This is a genomic window from Persicirhabdus sediminis, assembly GCF_016595495.1.
Classification (GTDB): domain Bacteria; phylum Verrucomicrobiota; class Verrucomicrobiia; order Verrucomicrobiales; family Akkermansiaceae; genus Persicirhabdus; species Persicirhabdus sediminis.
Genome location: NZ_JAENIM010000047.1, coordinates 129357 through 148423 on the forward strand (window position 1 = coordinate 129357; position 19067 = coordinate 148423).

The 19067-nt window shown below is 43.7% G+C and carries 17 protein-coding genes; all 17 read right to left on the reverse strand.

All coding sequences use genetic code 11. The features are described from left to right. Nucleotides 1–132: 132 nt before the first annotated feature. Nucleotides 133–1119, reverse strand: a complete 987-nt coding sequence (locus tag JIN82_RS16450) for a FecCD family ABC transporter permease (protein WP_325099534.1) — start codon at nucleotides 1117–1119, stop codon at nucleotides 133–135. After that, the gene (locus JIN82_RS16455) at nucleotides 1109–1951 is read right to left on the reverse strand and encodes an ABC transporter ATP-binding protein (RefSeq protein WP_200312766.1); all 843 of its coding nucleotides are present in this window, start codon (nucleotides 1949–1951) and stop codon (nucleotides 1109–1111) included. The genes JIN82_RS16450 and JIN82_RS16455 overlap by 11 nt, the downstream gene beginning before the upstream one ends. 36 nt (nucleotides 1952–1987) lie before the next feature. Continuing rightward, entirely contained in the window at nucleotides 1988–2251 is a 264-nt protein-coding gene (locus JIN82_RS16460) for a Txe/YoeB family addiction module toxin (protein WP_200312767.1), read from the reverse strand. Continuing rightward, nucleotides 2235–2489: a hypothetical protein gene (locus JIN82_RS16465; protein ID WP_200312768.1), complete on the reverse strand. Its 255-nt coding sequence runs from the start codon at nucleotides 2487–2489 to the stop codon at nucleotides 2235–2237. Before JIN82_RS16465 ends, JIN82_RS16460 begins: the two co-directional genes overlap by 17 nt. Nucleotides 2490–2625: 136 nt before the next feature. Then, the gene (locus JIN82_RS16470; protein WP_200312769.1) at nucleotides 2626–3522 is read right to left on the reverse strand and encodes an ABC transporter substrate-binding protein; all 897 of its coding nucleotides are present in this window, start codon (nucleotides 3520–3522) and stop codon (nucleotides 2626–2628) included. 42 nt (nucleotides 3523–3564) lie between these two features. Further along, a complete protein-coding gene (locus tag JIN82_RS16475; RefSeq protein WP_200312770.1) occupies nucleotides 3565–4968 on the reverse strand; it encodes a sugar transferase in 1404 nt (467 codons plus the stop codon). 52 nt (nucleotides 4969–5020) lie between these two features. Continuing rightward, a complete protein-coding gene (locus tag JIN82_RS16480) occupies nucleotides 5021–5779 on the reverse strand; it encodes an exosortase-associated EpsI family protein (protein ID WP_200312771.1) in 759 nt (252 codons plus the stop codon). Nucleotides 5780–5791: 12 nt separating this feature from the next. Then, the gene (locus JIN82_RS16485) at nucleotides 5792–6688 is read right to left on the reverse strand and encodes an exosortase/archaeosortase family protein (protein ID WP_200312772.1); all 897 of its coding nucleotides are present in this window, start codon (nucleotides 6686–6688) and stop codon (nucleotides 5792–5794) included. Between the two features lie 117 nt (nucleotides 6689–6805). Then, nucleotides 6806–7549 (reverse strand): CDP-alcohol phosphatidyltransferase family protein, encoded by a 744-nt coding sequence (locus JIN82_RS16490; RefSeq protein WP_200312773.1) that lies wholly within the window; start codon nucleotides 7547–7549, stop codon nucleotides 6806–6808. 57 nt (nucleotides 7550–7606) lie between these two features. After that, nucleotides 7607–8749, reverse strand: a complete 1143-nt coding sequence (locus JIN82_RS16495) for a phosphonoacetaldehyde reductase (RefSeq protein ID WP_200312774.1) — start codon at nucleotides 8747–8749, stop codon at nucleotides 7607–7609. 63 nt (nucleotides 8750–8812) lie between these two features. Beyond that, a complete protein-coding gene (gene aepY / locus JIN82_RS16500; RefSeq protein ID WP_200312775.1) occupies nucleotides 8813–9946 on the reverse strand; it encodes a phosphonopyruvate decarboxylase in 1134 nt (377 codons plus the stop codon). A gap of 46 nt (nucleotides 9947–9992) precedes the next feature. After that, entirely contained in the window at nucleotides 9993–11297 is a 1305-nt protein-coding gene (aepX, locus tag JIN82_RS16505) for a phosphoenolpyruvate mutase (protein WP_200312776.1), read from the reverse strand. A 174-nt stretch (nucleotides 11298–11471) separates the two neighbouring features. Further along, nucleotides 11472–13733, reverse strand: coding sequence for an O-antigen ligase family protein (locus tag JIN82_RS16510; RefSeq protein ID WP_200312777.1), 2262 nt, complete (start codon nucleotides 13731–13733; stop codon nucleotides 11472–11474). A 16-nt stretch (nucleotides 13734–13749) separates the two neighbouring features. Further along, nucleotides 13750–14874 (reverse strand): glycosyltransferase family 4 protein, encoded by a 1125-nt coding sequence (locus tag JIN82_RS16515; protein ID WP_325099535.1) that lies wholly within the window; start codon nucleotides 14872–14874, stop codon nucleotides 13750–13752. After that, the gene (locus JIN82_RS16520) at nucleotides 14867–16312 is read right to left on the reverse strand and encodes a hypothetical protein (protein WP_200312779.1); all 1446 of its coding nucleotides are present in this window, start codon (nucleotides 16310–16312) and stop codon (nucleotides 14867–14869) included. The genes JIN82_RS16515 and JIN82_RS16520 overlap by 8 nt, the downstream gene beginning before the upstream one ends. A 59-nt stretch (nucleotides 16313–16371) precedes the next feature. Beyond that, nucleotides 16372–17280: a motility associated factor glycosyltransferase family protein gene (locus JIN82_RS16525; RefSeq protein ID WP_200312780.1), complete on the reverse strand. Its 909-nt coding sequence runs from the start codon at nucleotides 17278–17280 to the stop codon at nucleotides 16372–16374. A gap of 32 nt (nucleotides 17281–17312) precedes the next feature. Continuing rightward, the gene (locus JIN82_RS16530) at nucleotides 17313–18758 is read right to left on the reverse strand and encodes a lipopolysaccharide biosynthesis protein (RefSeq protein ID WP_200312781.1); all 1446 of its coding nucleotides are present in this window, start codon (nucleotides 18756–18758) and stop codon (nucleotides 17313–17315) included. Nucleotides 18759–19067: the final 309 nt, after the last annotated feature.

Below are 19067 nucleotides of genomic sequence, written 5' to 3' on the forward strand. Positions count from 1 at the left end.
GATCGCAAATTCGCTCACATCTTTACAAATTCCAGCTAATAACAAAAGTAAACCGTAAAAGCCATACGCACTGCTTGCTAGTAGCTTGCCGATTCAATGACTCACGCTGGACTCGCCAGCTAGCTAGAAAACTCAGCGGCCAGCACGCACTAGCAAAATCACAAAAAATGGCCCACCTAACATTGCCGTCAATATTCCCACTGGCATTTCAGCTGGCGCAATTAGGCTGCGCGCGAGCACATCACAGGCAACCAGAAAGATGCCGCCAAACATCATGCTAGCTGGCAACAACCCTCGATGGTCGGCGCCTACCAAGTGACGGCAAATGTGTGGCACCATCATGCCAACAAATCCAACAGGACCACAAACCGAGACAATAGCGCCCACCAATAATGAAGTCGTGAAAAATAAAACTAACTTCACCTTCTTCACATCTACACCGCGAGCTACAGCCAGCTCTTCGCCGCTACACACCAAGTTTAGATCGTGGCTGAAATAGAACATGATCGCAGCGCCGCTCAGCACAAATGGCAGCAAACTAAGCACCGCGTCATAACCAGCCACATCCAGCCCGCCCATCAGCCAGCGCATGATGCGAACTGAATCCACCATGCTAGACATGTACTGGATAAATAAAATCACACTGGAAAAGAAAAAGCTAATCGCCACGCCAGCTAACAACATCGAGCTAGTGCGAAACCCGCGCTGCGTCTGGGTGAGCAAGTAAACTAAGGCAATGGCTAACAAAGCGCCTAACATCGCCGCGATACTCAAACCAGAAAAACCTAGCACCACAAGCGAAACACCGCTCCATACGTAAATGGCCACTCCTAAGGAAGCACCACTAGCGACCCCTAAAGTAAATGGAGTGGCTAGAGGATTGCGAAACATCGCCTGAAAAACCATGCCGCAGATCGCCAGCCCGCCACCACATAAATATGCCATCAGCACACGTGGTAGCCGTAGCTCTTTTAAAATGTATTGGTCGTCAGCTCGCCCAGTTTCATCAGCCAGCGCCGACCACGGTAAAAAATCAGCACCTAACATTGGCGCGATCAACAAACAAGCTAGCGACAAAACCAGCAAGCCCAGCTGCACCAGCATCAATCTATTTCTCACCACAACCGCCTCCTTCCATCACATTAGGCAACATCATGCGTCTGCCATTTTGCGGATGGTCGACAAATACAAATGACTTCCCGTAAACCGCCTGCAAAACCTCCGCCTGCATAAACCCAGCCACATCACCCTGATAGACTTCTCTGCCGTGATTCAATGCCAATATCTTATCGCTACCTAACACAGCCTCATTCAAATCATGCGTCACCGCAATCATGCTCGTGCCGCGTGCCTGCGCTGCCACCAATAACTCGCGCACTTCATCTTGGTGTTTGGGATCCAAAAATGTCGTTGGTTCATCCAACAATAACAAAGGAGCATCTTGAGCAAATGCCGCTGCTATAAAAACTTTCTGCCGTTCACCACCGCTCAATGAATCCAGCCGGCGAGCTGAAAATTCCTCAATCCCCGTCCAACTCATCGCTCTATCAACCGCCTCGCGATCTTCAGCTGACGGCGTGCTAAATGGGCTCAGATGCGGGTAGCGCCCCATCAACACAAATTGCGCCACCGTATAGGGAGGCACAAATCCATCTGCCTGTGGGATGTAGCTCATCAGCTTCGCCAGTTCACGCTGGCTCAGCGCCCGCTGCTTGCGACCATCAATCTCAATCTCGCCTTCCGCTGCTTGATAGATTCTAGCTAGACATTTTAGCAAAGTCGACTTGCCCGCGCCATTTGGCCCAACTACCGACATGCGCTCGCCACGCCCCAAAACTAAAGAAACCGATTCTAAAATCGGCTTCCCTTCAATTCGATAACTTAAGTTTTGGGCTTTGATCATCTCACAAATATCAGCAAACAAAATACCTCTAGCCGAGCGCTCGCTCATGTGCAAGCCCTTCGAGTTGGCTAAAAAGCAACCAGCTTACTTATCTCCGTAATGGCCTCTGGCTTGAGCAATAATCAGCACCTCACCCTCAACTTTGTAAATCAAGCGGTGCTCGCCATCAATACGCTTAGACCACCAGCCAGATAATTCGTTTTTCAGTGGCTCTGGCTTGCCAATGCCGCCGTATGGATTTTTCTGACTCTCTTCAATGAGCCGCATCAATTTCTTGGCAACTTTAGGCTGATGGGCCACCCAGTATTTAAGGTCCTCAAAAGCAGCTGGCTTAAACTCCAAGCGCATCTTTTAAATCATCTAGAGATTCAAAAACGACATGCTCATCAGGAGAAGCTGACACAGACTCCAGCAAACGCTGCTTATTTTCAGGGTGAGACAGCAATTCCTCAGTAGTATCCACACCAGAGCTAGGCGCTAGCGTCCGGCTGAGGATGAAATCTTTCATCGTCATGCCAGCGAAAGTCGCCAGTGTCTTGATCTGCCGATGTTGTTCAGCATCAATCTCTATACTCAAACGGCTCATAACTACAAATTGTCACAATTGTACATTTTGTCAATTTGAGAACCATAGCTGATACATCATTCCTTTGCGTTTTCCCCATCAAGAATGAGCCTGCGAGCCTAACTCGTGCTCATAGCTCCTCCCACACACATCCCCTTCAGCGCGAGGACTTCATTTTCTCAGCCATCAGCTCAAGAAGATCGACCACGCGCGGGCCTGGTTTCACTACATAATCACCAGCCAATACAAAGACATTGTCTAACTTTACAGCATCTAGCAATGCCTGCCGTTTCCACACTCGCTCCAGCTGGATACTATTTTCCAGCTCATCCTCCGGTGTCATTTCAAAAATCACCTCAGGATTCATGCGAATCAATCCTTCATGGCTAACAGCTGGATAAGCCACCTCACCGGCGTAGACATTTTCGCAGCCTAGCAGGGTGATCAGGTCATCGTAAAAATTGTTGCGGCCAGCGATAAACAAATTCTGCACCGCCGCCTCCCCGGTATTCTGACCAATACTAACCAAGATCTTGCGGCTCGGCTCGTCAACGCGCTGCGCTTTCACCTTAGCAATGCGCATTTCCATATCAGCTACCACCTTCTCGGCTTCAGCTAGGTTTCCCGTTTTTTCCCCCAGCTGGATCAGGCTTTGCATGATCCCACTCACTGAGCTGGATTCTACCGGCATGACCTCAATATCTAACGCACGCAGGCGTTGGTGAATCTCAGGGCTCGACGGCAGACAAACCACCAAATCTGGCTTTAACGAAATCAAAGTTTCGTAGTTCAAATCGTAATGGCCCCCCACCTTAGTTAGTGAATTTGCCTCTTCTGGATACTCACAATAGTTAGTCACACCAACCATCTGGTCACCCGCCCCAACAGCAAAAAGGCACTCAGTAATACTGGGTGCCAATGAAACAATTCGTTGGTAGCTAGGATGCGATTCCCCAGCTGGAGCCGGCTCAGAAACCAGCCAGCTGCGAGCAAAAAAACTCACCGCAAAAACCCCAACAATAAATGTGAGTAGGTAGAATGATTCTTTTTTCATCGCTCTATTTTCAGGGCGCAAAGTGACAGTTAATAAGCTAACTTACTTAGCTCCCTTGGAGAACAACACAGCTGGAATAGTCATCAGCAGCAACTTGATATCTAGGCCCAGCGACCAATTATCAATATATTCGAGGTCCATTTTCACCCAGTCTTCCCACTCGGTGATGGTATTGCGCCCACCAGCCTGCCAAGTGCAGGTTATACCAGGTTTCACACTCAATCGGCGCCTATGCTCAGATTTCTCAAACTCTTTGACCTCATAAACTGGCAATGGTCTTGGTCCCACTAGGCTCATGTCGCCTTTGAGCACGTTGATCAACTGCGGAAGTTCATCGATGCTGGTTTTGCGTAGAAACCTAGCAAATGGAAATACCCGAGGGTCATTTTCCAGCTTAAAAACTGGCCCGCTCATCTCATTCCCTTGATCTTTTTTGACATCAGCCAACAGCTCTTCCGCATTGGTCACCATGGTACGGAATTTCCACATTTTGAAGGTTTTCCCATAACGCCCAGCTCGGTCTTGTTTGAAAAATACTGGCCCAGGGCTTTGCTTTTTAATGCCAATGTAAGCAACTAACCACAGTGGTGAGGTAGCGGCGATCATGCAAAAAGCCCCCACTCTATCCATCACTTCTTTACACATCAATGCCCATGAAAGTTCAGGAGTAGAGCGCAGAACCAACATCGGCTTGCCCCCTAAGTTATCAAAAGTTGGCCTAGCCACCTGCGTGCGAATAAAACCAGCGGAAATCCACGCCTCAATACCCTGTGCCTCGCAGAGCTCAACTGCTCGCGAGATTTCCCTAAAGACCGCGTGTTTGGCTGCAATGATTACCCGCTCAATCGAATGCTCGATCAAGATGGCATCAAACTCCTCAGGAGTAACCTGGCTCAAATCTACCTCAGCCATCACCTGCCAGTAGCTCGTCACCTCAGGAGGCATCTCCTCCAAAATCTCTTTCACGTCTTTGGGACGGCCAGCCACCAAAATTCGCTCACGGTTTTCTGGTTTTCCAGCCCGTTCCTTCACTTTAAGACGTACAATTTCCTCTCGAATGAGCAAAAAGATAAAGGTGAAAATCATTGCCAAACCGAGTACAAACCGGCTCTGAACCGAGAGTTTAAAGAAAATCACCGAGACGGCGACAAGCAAGGCAATCACCATGACTCCGCGGAAGAGCTGCCACGCCGATTGACTCAGTTTTTTATGCAGCGGGCTACGGTAAAAACCAAACATCTCCAGTACTAGCGGAGTGAATGGAACCACTACCATGAGTAACCAAGTGATTTCGTAGAGGCTGATTTCCTCACGATATTCCCCCACCATATCCATCATCGGCACACGAAGTTTCGAGCTGATGAAGAATGCCAGCCAGACTAAAAATCCGTCTATTATTTGGAGGAACTGAATGGAGAATAACTCACGCTGTCGGGAGGCGAACATTAATTTTAGACTAAAGTGAAATGATTAAAGTGAAAGATAAAGTTGAGAGTGGTTAATGAGTTTCAGCTGTTTTGTCTAGCACCATCGGCATCAACTCTTTGATAAAATCCTGCAATAAGCGCTCCGTTTGCTCCACACTGAGCACACGACGACTACTTGGCCATACGCCTTGGTCAACAAATGTCTTGCTCACATTAGTGGCAAAAGTTGCATACGCCCAGCGCTGGTCATAGCCAGCGAGCAAGCGCGCACGAATGTCCTCAAATGTGCGCTCGTAATGGCCTGAGACAATTTTTTCATGCCCAAAGAAAGTATAATATTGCACTCGCTGCATATAGATCTGCTTGCCGTCAGGCCCGAGCATCGGCTGGTTCTCCTCGTCAAACAATAAGCGATGACAAAGGATTTTCTTCACCGGCAGATCGCCGCCATCAGGCAGAACACCTTTTAGCAAAAGGTATTTTTCTTCTTCAAAGGCCCAGCCTTGAGATACCAAACAACGCTCAGGCCGGTGGATAGAGTTATTCAAATCTTTACCTGAAAAAACCAAGGAAACCTCCAAAGGCATCAAACTCTGGTCGTAGTCGTGAACATAACTTCGACGTTCAAACTCAGTGTCTTTTGCAAGAAGATCCAGCTCTTTTTCGCCAGGCTGAACTTTCTCCCCCGTCCAATCAGTAACTCTCTCAGGCAAATATCGATGTAATCGTGATGACTTTAAACTCTCACCATCTGGCAATGCAAAAACCAAAGAGAATCCAGCTGCTAAAATCGCGCTTAGGATATAAATTCTTTTTACTACAGGATCCATGGCTATGAGAAATTACACCTTCCTAGTGCGTACAGTTTTGCGGTTAGCTTTGAAATTTATTAAATAATCAATGCCAAATAGCCCAGCTAGAGCAATCGGGAAGAAGAATAAAATGCCCGCCCAGTCGTGATAGACACCCGAGGCAAAATCTTGAAAGCCCATCTCAGCTAGGATGATAATGGTCATGATTCTCAAAAAATTTCCTAACATAGCCAATGGAATTGCACAGGCAAAGAGCAATGCTTTCTTCCACAGCTGCTTCTGAGTGAAATAAGCATAAATAGCCGCAATCATCACCAGTGCCATCAGAGAGCGAATGCCACTGCAGCCCTCTGCAATGTCGAAATTCCAGCTATTGGTAGCCGATCGAATATCATTACCTGAGTTGATGATATCCATGCCAAATAATAGGCCTACCTGATAACATGCTTGCGTCACCCAAACTTGTAAGAAGTTTGTCGCTTGGGATAAGCCGGGCACAGAAACCGCAAACCACCAAAAAAATGCGGGAAATAACATATAGCGAGCCACCTTCCAGCCAAACACAAACCAAACACCGCCCGAAATCAAGAAGGGCAAACCAACCAATGCTACGCGTGGCTGCATAGTGCGCACGGAGGCCACATAGAGAAAAATTCCAAAAATAACCCCTATGAGCCCCTCGATCGAGCCTTCACTGGGCTGCTTACACATTCGAGGCCAATCCTTTACCACAAAAACAAGAAATAGAACAGGCACGGCCCAACCGTGAACAAAGTCCCCCCCCCAAGCATCCACCATAAAGAAAATCAGACGCTCAGCAGATGTTGAGGTATTAGCATAAATCGGAACTATCCACAAAAAATATGTCACTACTAAAGATAATATAATGACTGGAAAAACGTAGATATTTTTTTTGGTGCTTTTCATAATTATATTCACTGAGCTATTTGGGTAAATTTTAATTTAACTATGCTGTTGTGAATTCCACCACTATAAATATGTTAGTCAATTTGTATAACGTCTCTTTTTCTACTAACTGAAGCTCTATCTCGATATATCCCATTCATCCATCTCTTTTTTCGACGATAGCATATAGACAACGGTGATCAATGCCACACCCAAACCGTAAAAAATGATAAACTCCCAAAACAAACTGACAGCCCAAGCTAGGGCCAGAGCCATTCGGTAAACAGGTTCGTCAATGTATAAACTGATTCCCTTTTTGATTCTCCACCAAAGATTCTTACTTCTTTCATCCTCACGCAGTCTATCAGTTTTATAGATCATAGACTCTTTTAGCCACATCAAGACACATAATGTAGCCCGTACCGTCAGGAATAAGGTGAGCAAGCCCAACCCCAAATTTAAAGATGTCTGCTCGACTGTAATCACATAGTCGGATGAAGCATATGCCAAAATACAAGGCAACACCATGCCTGAGCTCAAGTCTGCAATTTTATCACTTAATGCACCAAAGCTGCTGCCCTGACCTGTAGCCCTAGCCAAAGGACCATCTGCACAGTCAAAGGCGTAGCCTAGCTGTAGTCCCACCACTAATACAACGGCGGCCCAAACATTAGACTGTCCAAGATAAGCCGCTAACAAAGCTGAAAGTATAGTTACCCCCCCCGATATCACGGATATCATATTCGGAGTAATTCCAATTCTCGATGAAAGTAGAGCAAGTACAGCACCAAAGCGGTAACTGATATTTCTCGTTACCCAAATTGTCTGTTTGCCATGCATTTGCCAAAAATCATCATAGCTGTATTTTTTTTTCTCACTCATTTCTCTTGAAATTTCCGCTCACGCCAATTGACGCAAAAGTTTAAACTCCTTATTTCGCTAGATTAACTTCCCTAGTAAAGCCCTCAGGCCAGCTTCAGTTACTAGCCGTGGATTATTATTAACTCGCTGAGGATTGAAACCATTCTTAACTAATATATCTATATCAGCCTCAGTTTTGATCCCCAACTTTGTAAGATCAGTCTCTAAACCCAACTCTCTTAGTAAATCTCGAATAGCTTGTGACGCAGAAGATACATTCTCACAGCCTAGTAATTCGGAAATTACCAATAGCTGACTCTTCACCCATTCATGGCCTCTTTGGTCCAGACAGTCACCTTTCGAAACCTCATTGTTGTATTCTAAAAACTCGGGAACCAACAATCCTACTGCATGCCCATGCTGCACCCCATAGAATGAAGTCAGAGCATATGACACAGCATGAGGTGCCGTCGTTTTAGTCAAATTGATTGCTCTGCCAGCAGAATATGACGCTTGAGCTATGCCATGCAGGGACCTCTCATCCTTGTCGCAAACAGCTCGTTTAAGCGACTTCCAAGCCAATGATATAGCCTCTTTCGCCAACTCTTGAGACTCAGAGGTCGAATAAATTGACCAATAAGACTCAATCCCCTGGCATAACGCATCCATCCCACTAGCTGCCGCTACAGATTGGGGCAGGCTCGCTAGCAGTGACGGAATGATCACTGCTAAATTGGGTAGGATCGCTTCATGAGCTACAGAAAACTTTTCTTTTCCATGATAAACTACAGCAAAATGAGTCGCCTCACTGCCGGATCCCGCCGTTGAAGGAATAGCAATTAAAGGAATAGTATTAGGCTCTAGATCCTCATGTCCATCTAGATAACCCACAACTGGATGCGCACTTGACCAAAAAGCTTTTAGTAATTTAGCAACGTCAAGGACACTACCTCCACCGACAGCAATAATCGCATCATAGGCATCATCCTTGCCCACAGAGCTTAAAATGCGACAAACATCATCAGCCTTTGGATTAGTTTCAAAATCAGAAACACGTCTTACTCTTTTGCCCTTTAAAATCCCCGCCAGAGCAGCCTCTGCTCCCGATGAGCTAAAAGCTGACCGTCCGGTTACAAGTAGAACCGAACGGATCTTAGCATCCTCCAAGAACTCCCCAATGACAGACCAACCGTCATCTCCAATATAACTAATTTGATTCATTTGATTAGACTAGGTTTCTAGCTCAACGAGGAGGATGATCTGAAAGTCACCACAACCATCTGGTTAACTCATCACATGCTTCATGAAAGCCTCTTTATTCTCTATAGGCGTTGTGGTAGGGCGTCCTAGGTCAGGCCGGGATCCAGGTAAAACCTGAACTTCGATCAAAGATGGAACCCCCATATTTTTGATACGTTGGATTTCTTGGCGGATAGCCGCTTCTGTATCCACACGGCAGACTTCACGATAGCCACAAGCTTTGGCAATTTCTGGAATATCAATATCAAAGCCAATAGTAGGCTGGCCTCCAACTGAATCATGTTTGCCATTATTCACCACAATATGAATGAGGTTGCCCCCTTTATATTGTCCTGAGATTCCTAATGATCCCATATGCATAATCACCGCACCATCGCCATCAATACAAAATACCTTTTTATCCTTCTTCGATAGAGCTACGCCCATCGCAATTTGAGAGCAATGCCCCATACCTCCTACTGTGAGAAAATCTTGCGCATGTCCCTGTTTAGCCGTTTCTCTGTACTCGAAGATCTCTCGAGAAATCATTCCTGTGGTCGAAACTACAACATCCTCAGCTGCGATTTCCTCCAAAATAATCGATAGCGCTTCCTCTCGCCTCAAAGTCAAACTAGAACGAACTGAATCAGCTTGCTGCTTTTGATATTTATCAAAGGTATTTTTTCGAACCACTAAAGCGGTCGGTTGCTGTAGCTCATTAGCCATAGCAACCATCTTCTGCATCACTAGTTCAGCCTCCTCATCCTTATCAGGTAATATCTGATAGGGGATCCCCATAGCGTCGAGAAGATCAAGGGTCACTTCCCCTTGCTTCACATGTTGAGGTTCATCTTTTACTCCAGGCTCACCGCGCCAACCGACCATCAATAACATCGGCACAGAATAAACTTTGGCGTCAGCTAGGGACAACAGGGGGTTAACAATATTACCCAGTCCAGAGTTTTGCATATAGACCATTGCTAACTCCCCTGTGGCCAGATAACTCCCTATAGCTAACCCAACAGCTGCTCCTTCATTAGCTGCAATAATATGCTTATCTGCAGCTGATTTCTCAGTAATGCAGGCGCAGATTTCTTTGAGCAATGAGTCAGGAACGCCTGCATAGAACCCAACGCCGGCAGCCGATATGGCCTGATAAAAATTATTACAACTAATCATAAGGTTAAAGTGAATTGTATTTGAGTTATTACTATTAGCTAATGCCTTAGTCAGCGATCAACGTCAGAATTTCCTTCACCGACATACACTCCGAGTCAACCTCTTGGCTTCTCTTGTTACGTAAAATAGTTTCAGCTGTTTTTTTCATTGCTGGGTATGCACTACGCAAAAGGTGATTTGCATAGATGACTACACTAAAGCCAATTTCAGCTAACTCTTCCTCAAGTAGATGATTATAGCTAGTAGGCACACAAATCAGCGGCACCTTATTTTCAAATTTCTTATAGGCCTCACAAAACGCCTTAATTTCGGCACCATCTTTCTCACGGCTGTGGATCATAATACCATCTGAACCAGCTTCAATGTATGCCTGAGCACGATCCAATGCATCTTCAAGTCCCTGATTAGCAATTAGGCTTTCAATACGAGCAACAATCATGAATTCATCAGTCACTTGAGCTTGCTTGCCTGCATTGATTTTTTCACACATTGCCTCTTTTTCTAGCAATACCTGAGGACGCTCCGTGCCAAATAATGAGTTCTGCTTAAGGCCTTGCTTATCTTCAATAATAACCGCTGAGACCCCAAGACGCTCGAGAGACCTAACCATTTTCGTAAAGTGTTCAGTAATGCCTCCAGTATCACCATCATAGATAATTGGCTTAGTCGTTACATCTAAAATATCGTTGATAGTCTGCGCTCTTGAAGTGCGGTCCACAAATTCGATATCAGGCCGTCCTTTAGCTGTAGAATCAGTCAAACTACTCAGCCAGATTGCATCAAACTCTTCAACAGTACCATTTTCTTCCACTTGTGAATGTTCTACAATCAGCCCGGATAAGCCGTTATGAGCCTCCATAGCACGCACAATAGGTTTAGCTCCGATCAAACGGCGTAATTTACCTAGACGGACACCAGGAGTCGTTCCAATTTCCTTAACAGCTTTATTCAAAGCTGTGGAAGACAGCCCTTCGGTATATTTTGGTTCAATGAGCTCCCCACCCCATCCCTTAAGAGCTTCAATCACACGAGCGCGAGTTTCTTGCTGAGGGCCAGTTTTCCAATCATCACCGTGAACGACGTAATCGGGCTTAATCGCCTCAAGATTCGCAACATAATCTAGCGTATCTTGCGCTACAACTTTGCTAACACCCTTAACATTTTCTATAATCCTCTTTCTGTGCTCGAAAGGCAAACTAGGCAGTCGCTTATAGCTAGCGATTGCCTTATCGGTCAGAAGACCAACAACGACATCACCGTATTCTCTGCCAGTTTCAATGATATTTACGTGGCCTGGGTGGATGAGATCGGCACTCATGCCTATGTACACTGTTTTTTCGTTTTTATTCATTATGTTTTGGTTGTTACGCGATTATTAGCAAGGGCCTTTATCCAGATCTAAAAAAGATGTGACTTGTTCGTCTCGTGCCGTCTAATCTGGCCTCAAAGCCCTACAAATCAGACAGAAACGATTATTTGAAGACACAAAAAGGATGACTTAAAGTGTACCTAGACTTAGGACTCCTTAATCAGTCAAAAGCCCCGCCATTTCAAAGTATTTGAGAACTTCTATTGTGGACTCTTCTAACTTAACAGCATCAGATTCACTGCGTCCTGTCATCCTGTTATAATTAGCAATTTCCGATAACGCTAATGTATAGCAATGAACGGCTCTATCTATTTGCCTCCCCATCCATAGCTCTTCAGCCCGCTTATAGTAAAACTGACCAATCTTATAATGTAACCGTGTCTCCTTCAATATTCCCCAACCTTGAATTAAGGCTTTAGCCTGCTCAAAATAAAACTCGGCTTCATGCCATTCCTTAAGGCTATCATATGTAGCTCCAACAGAATATAAGTACTTGGCTTGCTGGATATACCAATCACGATATCTATTTGACGCAGATAACGATGCACTCTGGTCATTTAATTCCACAGCTCGAAGATAATAGACTCGAGCAGCCTCTCTGTTTTCCTGTTCAATGCTTCTTCCTTGACGATAGCAAAGTTCAGCCCATCTCTTGTAGAGTCCAGTATGAGACTCCCTATAGGCTCCGTACTTTTCTGCACGTATAAACGCCTTCTCAGCAGACTCATAGCTTTGAAGATCGATATTAATCAAAGCTTGATTAAGAGCACTCATGAAGAAATAAGGGTGCCGCTGTTCAGCCTTTGAATAGTAAATAAGTGCCTTCTCAAAGGCATTTTCTCTTTCGACTGGATCTACGATCCCCACGGCTTCCATATGATGGATCGTAGCTAACTTGTATGCATGCTCATAATTCGGAGACCTAGAATATGCATCCTCATAACTATCAGTTGCAAGCTGCGGATCAGAAACACTTGCAGCATCCCAACCGCTAATACTTGAAAACCCTTTACACTTCAATAAATAAGAAGCCACCCTTACCTCTGGTACAGCTATCCACAAAGAAAGGAGTCCCAACAAAATTAACATCGCTGAAAAAAATCCCCTCCCTATACTTTTAGGTACAGCAATACAACTAGCCCCCTTCTTAGTAATAGGTAGGCACCATACCAGACAACACACTAATAACACTAGGTTTGCTGCAGTATGAGTAGGGAAATCTAGCAATATATGAACAGCCATCACAGCAATTCCAGAACAGCCAGCTATTGCATATGCCATAGCATCACTCGATACGTGATTACCATCTCTAGCTATTTGATCTGATAGATTATAGACTCGCTTACAGCCCCAAAAAAAATGGCAGGCAACCACACCTACCACGAATAAGAAGCCAACAACTCCATAATCAGCTAATAACTGTAGATACTCATTATGCACAAATTCAGGCGTAGCAGCCCTGGTTTGCAACTCTTCACTCCACAACCGAAGAGATTCATATGAATAGCTTCTACTGCCAGCACCAAAAATCGGGCTCTGATAAGCTTGCTCTATTGCCATTTTCCAATATGACAATCGTACTTCTGAGTCAAATAAAGCTTGCGCAAAAGTACTATCAGTTGATCTCTGCCGAATTGTAAACAAGCCACCTACAATCACTGAAACAGCCCCCAACACGACCGGTACTAACGATATCCAGTGTATAGATTTCCGTTGATTACAAGTAAGACTGTGTGAAGACAAGAGTAACAAAAATAGAAAACAACAGCCTCCAGCAAGCAGTCCCAGAATCCCTGCTCGAGAGCATGAAAATACAACAGCCAAGACGGCTAGAACACCTATGGTAGCTAAACTTAATCTATAGTAACGCCCAAGTCTACTCCAGACAGATAAAGAGAGGCACAAGTAAGCCACTATCCCTGATAAATTTGCAAAAGTCCCATAATATCCAAACCACCCCGACACCCCATTCTCATTAAAACCCTCAACTAAATAATCGAGAATGTGCAACCTGGGTAAATCAAGCAATTGTGCATACGACGCAGCTAGATGTATTAAACTCGCTAAAATTACACATGTAACTACGAGCCTACGAAAATTTGCCTTTGCTCCTGCCGTTGTAGCAACAAAGTATAAACATCCAGATAATAGAATTAAAACCAAATCCCCACGCGCAAGGTCTAACACCGGCGATAGCAGCGCTCGACACAAAAAATAGGACAATGCGATTACAACCAAATATTGAAGCTTCGAACTCCCAATGTACCTCTTGGAAGTACCACAGTATAAGCCTGATAGTATAGCAGCTACCCCAATCAAACCGAGGCTTACAGAGCCTAAATGCAAACTCCGAGTAACTGCTAGTAAAATAGCGGTCAATATTGATAACGCTGATAAAATATAAATAATAATATTCATCTCTATGTACACGCCCCTATTTCATAAGATCATGAATAACTTTTTGCCAACTTTCCTTAAATGCATCTAGAGAAAAACATTCACTAAATTTCAGTCGATTTAAAGCCCCCATCGCAGCCCAATTATCTTGACTCTCTAGAGCTAGTTGTACTGTTCGTAATAAGGATTCTTCGTCTCTAGGCGAGCACAACCACCCCCCTTTACCATTTTCAACAGCATCAGAAACCGCTCCAACATCAGTAGCAACGATAGGTAGCGAGTGCATCATTGCCTCTAATATGCTCAAGGGAAACGCCTCCGTATGAGAAGGCATACAGAACAAATCCATAGATTTATAAGCCATGTTTTTATCCTCCTCGTACACGGCTCCTAACCATTTGATGCGATCACTAAATTGGCTTGCTTTAAATTTTTCTTCTATGATTTTTATGGGTGTAGATACACCTACTCCACCGTAGAAATAGAATTCTACATCTTCACTAGTTGAGCATATTTTCTCAGCGACAGAAAACATCTCTAACCAGCCTTTTTGTTCATCCATTGCAGAAAGGTAACCTACCCGCCTAATCGGGTTTTCAACCTTCACTCCACGGTGACTAGCTGTTGTGGCCTCATCTGCAACTCCATTGCACACGAAGGTACAAGACCTCTCTCTCAAGGCCGTCGGCCATGTCCCAATTAGCTTTGGGGCACATGCTACGAACAGATCAAATTTATTTATAATGCTTTGGTAGATAAATTTAAAGAAACAAGACTGAGACTCTAATTTTAATCGGCTAGGGTCCATGTGAACCCAAGCTACGACCCTCGCCTGGCAGAAATGCTTCGCGAGAACCACAAACAACGAATCTTTAAGGAATGGTATAGTATGAAAGGCTGGAGACATCACTATCACATCAAATTTATATCTATGATGTTGGTACAACAATTCAACAGCATAAGACAGCATCCTAAAGGTTTTAGCGAAAGTGAATTTCGACAACTGAGACCGGCTCATTGTATATACGGTATTAATCGAATACAACTCTATCTCTGCATCGTCACCTAACAAATGAATTAACTTCTGATACTGAATCGCTTGACCATGAATGGCTGGCGAATACTGACCTATCAATAATAGACGCTTAGCTCCACTACACATCGCCCCCTCCTATCAGATCATCCTTGTCCATAGACTGAATTACAGCACAAACAATCATCCATAAAAAAATATTCGCGGGGAACTGAAATATATAGGTTCCGGCCAAAATACTAACAAACAAAGAAAATACAGCACCTGTAAAAAACGTTGATATCTTTCGTCTACTCCAAGATTGATTGAGTAGTTTGGTATGAAAAGCAAACGCCGACACTAGCCCTATAATTAAGATTATTCCACTAGGGACATAACCGTATTTGAATAAAAATCGGGAAACCTGATCATGAGAGAACGTCGGGTCATCATAACGATACTCAGCACTTGTAATTAAACCAGTTTCAACGCCAAAAGGAGCCCAATTACTGGGGTTCTTCATATTACTAAAACCTAAAAACCGATCATAAAGCGTGGTTACCCGAAACGCTTGAGTCGATCGTCCATAATCTCCCTCACCACTGATATCCGCTTGCCATCCTTGAAGATTATTCAAAAACCAGTCAGCACTTAACACAACGCCGATAAAAACCCCAAAGGCTACAAGATATGCTAATATCGTTATGCCTTTATATCGTAAAGCGACGACCGCTATAGGAAATAGAGCAAGACAAACCCACCCCGTTCGGGTAAACGTCATGATACAGGCTGTCGTAAAAATTAGAAACAAGCCAATACCTTCTATAAGGTTCAACATCCGAAGTTTTCTTAAAGGAATAGTCAACATCGCACAGGCAGCCATTACAATTGTTAGGGAGCTGGCTGCATTCAAAGTAGAAAAAGGCCTCAGACCGATCTGCCCTAACTGCCTAGTCTCTCTAGACAAACCTGTCATCAAATAATCCATCTCAAAATCAGCCAAACCAAACAAGCGTTGCCAAATGCCGTATAGGGCCACAGGGATAAATATGTACAACGCTACCTTGATGTAGCCGAGCAGTAATTCCCTAGAAGGGAATACGATAGGTAATATAAAGACCAAAAAAGTAAATACCCCATAATCAGCTATGACACGCAGAGACCCCAAACCTCCTCCACTTAGTATAGCTGACACAGCAACACCTAATAATGAAATACTGGCAAAACCGAAACGGATAAAGTCACCTTTAGTCATTTGCCTTTTACTAATTCGCTGAATCAGTACATGGCTCACTGCCCCCCCTAAAACACAAGGCGCCATAGCCAAAACATACATCACATCCAATTGTGAAACCGACGACCCAAGCACCATGAATCGTTTCACCATATCACTATACCCGGCAAGAAGTAAGAGGGCATAAAGACCTAACTTGGGTGACATACTGCCTATCAAGAATAGGATCAAACAAAAATAAATGGATAAACGTCCAATTTCATTACCTCCCCCACCAATAGATGAAACCATCACGTATAGCCCAAGAAATACGAGCAATACCATAAGAAGGAAATTAGCAATTTTATGATTCATTTTAAGATAATATTTTTACGTCTGAACTCAATAACTAGAGAAAGTCAAACTAACATCTCCTATTTATAGATGTCCAAGTCAAAATTTCTCGGGAAGGCATCTGTGTATGTAGTTTTAGCAATGTTCCAAATTTTAACTTCCCTTGGACATAGTTGAGCTATTTTTTCTAAATACATAAAGTGCCTGTATGTGTCGTAAAACATGTCGCAAGTCTTACCATACAGGTCGGTGGGCATCCACCTCCTCGAGAGCGACTCATCGTCATAGAAATGCTCATCCTGCAGATACTTTTCATTATTCATATCAACGCCAAAAGATTTAAAATAGGAATTATCATAACCACAAACGTAAATGTTTTGATACTTTAAGTGCATCGCCAAGGCCAATGCATAAAATGCAGTCAATCCGTAAAAACCTGTTGGTTTATGAATATTCGAAACATTCTGGCTGTAGACATCTCTGAAACCGCATATCGGCACTGTATTATTAAACTTGCTTTTACGTACATAACGATAAGGCACAATAGTTGGAATATTAAATTCATTCATAGTGTCTATATCCTCTTGAAACTGTGAAGCTAGAGGGTGATCAGGACAGCCCCCATAATGCGCTGGATCATTGAAGATGCCTGCAAAAGGTACTATCCCATATTGAGCTATAGCTTTTGAGGCGAATGAGTTGACAACAATTAAATCATACTCGCCAGAATCTGTTAATTCTTTTACTTTCGTAAAATCCAAATCCCTCAAAGAAGGGCCATTTGCAAAAACAATAACATCTTTCGCCTTTCTTGCAGTTAACTCCTTGAGCTTTGATTTTGATAATTGGCTCAGTCCTTTATGCTGAATCAAATGACAGAATCTTTGCACCAGAATAACCAACTTACATAGAAATAATCCGCATAGGCTAGTTTGTTCAGTCCTATTCAGAACCCTAAAATACCTTCTTATATCATCTTTAGTATACATGTAACTTTTCTGAATATCGACTTTTCGTTAGTTTAACAAACACTTGAGACTAAACATCTCTGCTCTAGGAGCTTTTTACCTGAGTACCATAGAGCTGCAAATACTAGGACTGCTATTACCGCTATACAGACGCGAGGAATCCAACCCCATGTGCTAGGAATTAACATGACTACGCAAACTCCTCCAGCAGCTAACGCGCACCCAAAAACAGGTAACACAACGCGCTCAAGAGCCCTTCGTTCAAGTTTAAAACTCAAACCTACTAAAACTAGATTCATTACCCCATAGCCTACTAAAATAGCCCATGCAGCCCCAGTCATACCATATATGGGCATCCACAACATCGCGCAGATTAAATTCACCAAAACGCCAACCCCCGCTATTATTGGTAATAATATAGTCTTCTTCAAATAGCTAATATAATTAGCCTGAGTCAAGAATAGCCCGTAACCATAAATCCCCATCGCTAATACAGGCATTACTGCGATCCCTCTCCAGTAAGGCTTGTCTACCATCAATGGATAAACCACAGGTATCAAAATACAAAAGCCCACTACAGTGAGACTAAGTAAGCACATTAGAGCCCACTGCCCATCTATAACACTTCTGTCATCATTGGCATTACGTAATTTGAAATATCGAGGGTACCAAGCTCGAGTAACGGCCACAAAAATAAAGGACATCCCCATAGCCACAGTTTTCGCAGCTGAATAAATTCCAACTTCCTCTAAGTCTGAATAATACTGTAATAATAACTTGTCAGCCGTTAACATCGCTGCCAGAGCAAATGAATAGGGCACATATGGAATCCCATAACCCAAACTCTTTTTAAGTTCGTTTAAATCAATTCTCATTCTGAAATTCTCTCTGAACTCAGATAACTTGATCAACATTATTGCTGCAACTACTGCTCCGCCTGCACGGCCATAAAGCCTACCTAAGGCCCCCATTTCCAGCGCGCCTATCAACCAAAGAGATAGACTCGTTGCTATAGCAAAAGCAACTAGTTGATTAATACTCGCCTTTCCGTGTTTCTCTTGGCTCGTTAATAGCTGATTACCAATATCTCGAGGTGGGTTTAATGCTACCAATACTAAAACTGGATATAAATGCTGCAAATCAACCCCGCTAATTGAGTCAATCATTCCTAACCAAAATGGAGTTAATATAGCAAGGCAGACAAACGCCACACTAACACACTGACACCAGAAAGAACTACTAAAAAACCTCGCAAACTGATCACTCCCCACATCATAGTCATGATAAAACCTAACTACAGAAGCACCTAAACCCAATGTCACGATTGGCATAATCAAAAGGGATAGAGACATTGCGGCATTGAGAATGCCAAACTCACTAGGAGTCATCCAACGAGTCATGACAGGAAGCAGAATCACACTCATGCCACTAGTTAACAAACCAGCTAGTGTATACCACATCGTACCTTGTACGACCTTATGCTTTAATATTGATAACATTCCTAATGCTCTTAAACTTGATAGCAGGTTCAACTAAGTATAACTATAATTTATCCCTACATTTGATATGTTAAAATATCACCCCCTGTCAGAAACCTAATCAATGAACTACTCTGTTTCAAAATAGTCGCCGCGTACCTGCGTGTGCTCTGATACTCCCCCGACCAGTCAGAAACATTAAACTAAATTTAGTTCCAGTTAGCCCCCTGAGCATCAAGGAGAATAGAGGCCTTTGACATTTTTTAGCCTATCTCACCACAACTGGATTAAGGTACAAAAAGTCCGTAAACGAGCCCGTAGTATGGACAA

What these genes read in the sequence shown, in the direction of transcription:
- JIN82_RS16455 (WP_200312766.1), bottom strand. Translation starts at nt 1,951, where the DNA reads ATGAGCGAGCGCTCGGCTAGAGGTATTTTGTTTGCTGATATTTGTGAG.
- JIN82_RS16460 (WP_200312767.1), bottom strand. Translation starts at nt 2,251, where the DNA reads ATGCGCTTGGAGTTTAAGCCAGCTGCTTTTGAGGACCTTAAATACTGG.
- JIN82_RS16465 (WP_200312768.1), bottom strand. Translation starts at nt 2,489, where the DNA reads ATGAGCCGTTTGAGTATAGAGATTGATGCTGAACAACATCGGCAGATC.
- JIN82_RS16470 (WP_200312769.1), bottom strand. Translation starts at nt 3,522, where the DNA reads ATGAAAAAAGAATCATTCTACCTACTCACATTTATTGTTGGGGTTTTT.
- JIN82_RS16475 (WP_200312770.1), bottom strand. Translation starts at nt 4,968, where the DNA reads ATGTTCGCCTCCCGACAGCGTGAGTTATTCTCCATTCAGTTCCTCCAA.
- JIN82_RS16480 (WP_200312771.1), bottom strand. Translation starts at nt 5,779, where the DNA reads ATGGATCCTGTAGTAAAAAGAATTTATATCCTAAGCGCGATTTTAGCA.
- JIN82_RS16485 (WP_200312772.1), bottom strand. Translation starts at nt 6,688, where the DNA reads ATGAAAAGCACCAAAAAAAATATCTACGTTTTTCCAGTCATTATATTA.
- JIN82_RS16490 (WP_200312773.1), bottom strand. Translation starts at nt 7,549, where the DNA reads ATGAGTGAGAAAAAAAAATACAGCTATGATGATTTTTGGCAAATGCAT.
- JIN82_RS16495 (WP_200312774.1), bottom strand. Translation starts at nt 8,749, where the DNA reads ATGAATCAAATTAGTTATATTGGAGATGACGGTTGGTCTGTCATTGGG.
- aepY (WP_200312775.1), bottom strand. Translation starts at nt 9,946, where the DNA reads ATGATTAGTTGTAATAATTTTTATCAGGCCATATCGGCTGCCGGCGTT.
- aepX (WP_200312776.1), bottom strand. Translation starts at nt 11,297, where the DNA reads ATGAATAAAAACGAAAAAACAGTGTACATAGGCATGAGTGCCGATCTC.
- JIN82_RS16510 (WP_200312777.1), bottom strand. Translation starts at nt 13,733, where the DNA reads ATGAATATTATTATTTATATTTTATCAGCGTTATCAATATTGACCGCT.
- JIN82_RS16515 (WP_325099535.1), bottom strand. Translation starts at nt 14,874, where the DNA reads ATGTGTAGTGGAGCTAAGCGTCTATTATTGATAGGTCAGTATTCGCCA.
- JIN82_RS16520 (WP_200312779.1), bottom strand. Translation starts at nt 16,312, where the DNA reads ATGAATCATAAAATTGCTAATTTCCTTCTTATGGTATTGCTCGTATTT.
- JIN82_RS16525 (WP_200312780.1), bottom strand. Translation starts at nt 17,280, where the DNA reads ATGTATACTAAAGATGATATAAGAAGGTATTTTAGGGTTCTGAATAGG.
- JIN82_RS16530 (WP_200312781.1), bottom strand. Translation starts at nt 18,758, where the DNA reads ATGTTATCAATATTAAAGCATAAGGTCGTACAAGGTACGATGTGGTAT.